The sequence below is a fragment of the Arthrobacter sp. M4 genome (assembly GCF_020251205.1).
Taxonomy (GTDB): domain Bacteria; phylum Actinomycetota; class Actinomycetes; order Actinomycetales; family Micrococcaceae; genus Arthrobacter.
The window spans coordinates 1-4,873 of sequence record NZ_JAIWYX010000038.1; the positions used below are offsets into that span (position 1 = coordinate 1).

2 protein-coding genes are annotated in these 4,873 nt (G+C 61.6%); both read right to left on the reverse strand.

Translation table 11 applies throughout. The annotated features are described in order from the left end of the window. Positions 1-510 precede the first annotated feature (510 nt). A complete protein-coding gene (locus LD110_RS23240; RefSeq protein ID WP_225502313.1) occupies positions 511-3,504 on the reverse strand; it encodes a glycoside hydrolase family 2 TIM barrel-domain containing protein in 2,994 nt (997 codons plus the stop codon). 178 nt (positions 3,505-3,682) lie between these two features. Further along, positions 3,683-4,723 carry a LacI family DNA-binding transcriptional regulator gene (locus tag LD110_RS23245; RefSeq protein WP_225502314.1) on the reverse strand — a complete coding sequence of 347 codons (1,041 nt, stop codon included), beginning with the start codon at positions 4,721-4,723 and terminating at the stop codon, positions 3,683-3,685. Positions 4,724-4,873 lie beyond the last annotated feature (150 nt).

Here is a 4,873-nt window from a genome sequence, read left to right on the forward strand (position 1 = left end):
ACAGCCCAGCCATTTCAACCAATCAAAAAATCGGTATCAACAAACATGGCACACTATTGAGTTCTCAAACAACAGGCCCCAAACCGCACCGGGCACACAGCTGCACCCGGAAAAGGAAAGGGAGTAAGTTTCGGCCGCCAGCCGGTCCAACAGGAGGCCTTGCCTCTCTGTTCCCCTCGCGGCGACTCAGAAAACATTACACGCCTCCCGCCCCCAACACAAATCGACCCTAAAGACCTCTAAAAACCCCGGAAACACAAGCAGAATCGGGGCAAAGAGCCGAAACGAACCGAAAGCGTTCCGGTATGAAGCCCATGACATGGCAGAGAATCCCGGAGCGAGACTCGGATATGCAACTGACCGAGTTGGCGATGGCCGGATAGACGTCTTCCTTCCAACCGCGAATTGTGCCTCAGCCGGGCCGCGGCCCTCGGAAAGGAGCGCCGCGGCCGAGCTTGCGAGCCCTATGAATCGCTGGACCCACTAGACGAAAGTGAAGAAGCACTGCCCCTACTGCAGCACGATCGTGAAGGACAGCGCTTGGGCAGTAAGCCGGTAGGGTTCCAGCACACCCGGTCCGCATGCCGCTGTCCCGACGCCATGCATGGCCGCATCGACGTATAGGTAGGTTCGACGGTCACCCCAAAGTTCGGGCTGATGCGTGGCGGCGTGAAGCGCCAACTGGCTGTAGGGGCGCGCCGTCACGTAGGCGCCGTCCGTGCGAATGGCCAATGTTCCGGCGTCGAACTCCAACTCTGCTGCATGCACGCCGCCGCGGGCACCGGATTCCTGGGGGCGGACATACGGCACGGCAAGCTCGTCGACCGGAAGCCGGAACCACCCGGTGCGCGTTCCCTGGCCGCTGTCCGGATAGGACTGGTGCGGACCTTTTCCGAACCACGCAAGGTTCCGGGCTTCGCCGTCGAGCACAATCTCCAGCCCCACCCTGGCCCAGGGGACTGGCCATTGGCCGTCAGGCTCAACGTCGGTGCGCACAGCGAGCCGCTGGCCATCGCTGGTCCAGGTGTAGTTTGCAAAGACTCCAAACTGCTTGTCAGCGGCCGCAATTCGCGTACGAACCACGAGTGCGGTGCCGCCCTGGGGAGTTTGTTCGGAGTGCAGGCCTATCAGGCGCTGATGCATACGATGCAGGCCAGCCTCGGCCCAACGGTCTGCGACTGGTCGCGGGTCTGCCTGATCGTGTTCCCATCCGTTGTCGTTGTCCGTCGCGGGACGCCAAAGGTTAAGTCGGAAGCCTTCCACGGTGCGGCCTGCGAGGGAGTTCAGCTGGCCGGTGGCACGATCGAAGGCGGCAGGTCCCAATGTGAGTTGTGTGTCGCTGACTCCCAACAAGGCGCTTGCAGGCGGGGCTGGCAGCGAGGGGACATGCTTTACCGCTTCCCCCCAAGCGAGTTCGTGGCCGGCTTCCGCCCACGCGGTACGTTCGCTCAGAACGGCGCTGACGGTGAGAACCGTCGTCGTCTGCGCTGCGGCGCCCACGCGCCGCACTTCGGCTGGAAGTTCGACGGCGTCAGTGGCGCCTGCCGCGATTTGCGGCAGCGCCAAGCTCCCGCTGCCCACCGTCCGGCCCGAACTGCCGTGGCCTACCGAAACCGTCCAGTAAAGCGTTATGCCATCAGTACCGGCGAAATCGAATTTGTTGGTGACATGGACGGAATTCCAGTCTTCAGAAATGTAGATGCCGAATGGTTCGATCACCTTTTTGAAGTCCATAAGCCCTGGACGGGGAACGAGGTTCGCGTCCACCAGGCCGTCTGTGACGAAATTTCCATCGTGAATTTCCTCGCCGAAGTCGCCGCCGTAAACAAAGTGCTCACGGCCATCTGCGGCTTGCCGGATAATGCCATGTTCCAGCCATTCCCAGACGAATCCTCCCATGAGCCGGGGGTACGTTTCGAAGAGTCGCTGATAGTCGGACATTCCTCCCGGACCGTTTCCCATGGCGTGTACGTATTCACAGAGGACAAACGGCATTTTGCGGCGTCGGGAATCTAATTCGGGATCGTCCAACGCAATTTCCACGCCTCGGCCGATCAATTCCGTTTCGGCCGGGCTGGCGTACATTCGCGAATAGACGTCAACATAGGGGCTTTTCCAGTCGCCCTCATAATGGATCGGCCTGGACGGGTCGCGGTCCTTCGTCCACCTCGACGCTTCTACGAGATTCTTGCCTGTGTGTGACTCATTGCCGAGGGACCACATGATGATGCTGGCGTGGTTCTTATCCCGTTCCACGGTTCGCCGCATACGGTCAAGCATGGCCTCCCGCCAGAGGGGCTCGTCGCTGGGATTTCCTGCCCAGCCGGAGTGATCAAACCCGTGCGTTTCGAGGTCACACTCGAGGACCACGTAGAAGCCTAGCTCGTCCGCCAATGCGAGGAAGGAAGGGTGAGGCGGGTAGTGCGACGTTCGAATGGCGTTGATGTTGTGCCGTTTCATGAGTCGCAGCTCGTATTCCAACCGCTCGGGTGTCACTACGCGACCCAATCGAGGATCGTGCTCATGCCTGTTGACTCCTTTAAGCAGGATCCGACGGCCGTTTACCTTGAATTGGCCGTCTTCGATGGCAATGGTTCGGAAGCCGATCCTGAGCCTGACGGTCTCCCCCGGTGTTTCCACCGTGGCCGAGTACAACTTGGGCGTTTCGGCCGTCCAGGGTTCGACGGCGACAATTCGCACCTCAGCGCCGGCGGCCACTTCCAGCCCAAGCTCCGGGACTCGGACGACGGCGTCAGTGGGTTTTCCGCCGCGACTGGCCTCCACGCGCAGGACGCCCCCACCTGTGGTGTGGTCAAAGTCCGCATGGACGAAGACCTCGTCAATGCCATGCTCAGGACGGGCCTGAAGGATAACGTCACGAAAGATCCCAGGCTGCCACCACATATCCTGGTCCTCGAGGTAGCTGCCCGCAGAAAACTGCGCAACGCGGACCGCAAGAACATTCCGGCCGGGGCGCAGCACGCCACTGACGTCGAATTCCTGGGTCAGCCGGCTTCCCCTGGTAAAGCCAAGGCGTTTGCCGTTGAGCCAAACCGTGGCCGTCGAGTCGACCCCGTCGAAGCGAAGAACTGACCTGGGGAAGAACTCGAGACCCGCCTCAAATTCGCAGAGAAAATCCCCGATCGGATTGGCATCCGGAACATGCGGAGGCTCCACGGCGAATGGATAGGAGACATTCGTGTACCACGGTTGGCCGTGGCCATGCATCGTCCAGCTCGACGGCACCTCGAGTTCAATGAACCCCTCCCTCGGTGTGTCAACGCTGGGATCTTGCCAGCCGTCGTCGGGCGCTGTCCGGGCACTTCCGGACAGCCGAAATCGCCAGGTGCCGTTGAGCAGCAACCGCGGGGCATCACTATCCAAAACGCTGCGCGGGGGCAAGGTACCTTGGGACGGGCCGGGGTCGGCGAGCTCCTCGACATACACCGTGTTGATGGTGAGGTCACGCGGCACAGTGACTGCCTCTCGGGTGGGTGCACTCATGGAGGGTGTCCTTTGCGGGTTGTGTTTGGCCGGAAATGGCAGGCTTTGCCCCGGGCTAAGCGGCGTACTCTGGATTCCGTGAACGTTCACGAAGATGCTTATAAGCTTAGCGAGCCAAGCGGTTACTGAATAGGGGGTGGTACGGTCAAGCGTCCAACTTCCTGACCATAACGGCCAGCTACGCGGACTCCCGCACCCTCAGCGTGGGACGGATGATGCGGTGGGCGGCCCGGCCGCCCAATTCAATGTCACCTGCCAGCAACCCGGCCAAAACCTCGACGGCGGTGCGGCCCACCTCCCGGAGGTCCAAGGCGAGGGTGGTCAAGGCAGGCGTCAGCAATTCACCCAGGGGAATCCCATCCATACCCACCACGGCTATGTCTGCCGGAACCCGCAGACCTGCGGCCGTCAAACCCTTGAGGACACCGGCGGCCATAAGGTCGTTGAAGACAACAATGGCATCCGTGTCGGGACGCGACAACAGCAGCTCTTGCGCGGCATGGGCCGCTACCGCGGCGGAATCCCTAGGTGCAACAACAACGTGTCCCGTGGGTTCGCGGGACACAGATGACCCAATCTTGCCGAGAACTTCGGACATCACATCCTGAAATGCCTTGGCCCTATTCGAAAGTCCCCCGCGACCGGAAGCGTCCAAATAGACGATTCGCCGCCGGCCGGAAGCACGCAGGTAATGGATGGCCTCAGCCGCTGCATGGTGGTAGTCAAAATCTATTGAGGCACAGGCAGGCTGCACCGCATTGTCCAGGGCGACTAGCGGACGCCGCCCCATGAGGTGGGCGGCACCGTCCGCGTCCTCGCCGACATAGCCAATAATGGCGTCAACCTGAGGAGCGAGCCGCTCTACTGCATCCATCGCCGTACGGCCGCCGTGACCGAAATCATCAACCACAACATGCCATCCCCGGGCGGTGGCGTGTTCAACAACGCTCGAGGCGAAGGCAGGGAAGTAAGGGTTCTCCAGATCCGGAATCGCCAGGCCCACGGACACTTCAGAACCTTGCACCAGGCCACGTGCGAACCGACTGGGCGCATACCCGAGTTCATGGGCCGCCTGCAGGACACGTTCCATGGTCGACGCCTTGATGCCAGGCATTGCGTTCATGGCCCGGGTCACCGTCTGCCTGGAAACCCCCGCTGCAGCAGCAACATCCAAGATGGTGGCAGGCTTGCGGGGCTGTCGCTCGGGCTGTGGGCTCATAACCCCTGATTCTATGGCGCCGCCAAACCCGCGGGGATCGGAAGGGGGTTCGACGGCGGGGGTTGGGGTGGGTGGTGGGTGTTAAGTGTGGGAGGGCCCCGCACCTTGGTGCGGGGCCCTCGACCTGAATGGTTGTCCGGCGGTGTCCTA

Coding starts and splice junctions, on each gene's coding strand:
- LD110_RS23240 (WP_225502313.1), bottom strand. CDS start 3,504: ATGAGTGCACCCACCCGAGAGGCAGTCACTGTGCCGCGTGACCTCACC.
- LD110_RS23245 (WP_225502314.1), bottom strand. CDS start 4,723: ATGAGCCCACAGCCCGAGCGACAGCCCCGCAAGCCTGCCACCATCTTG.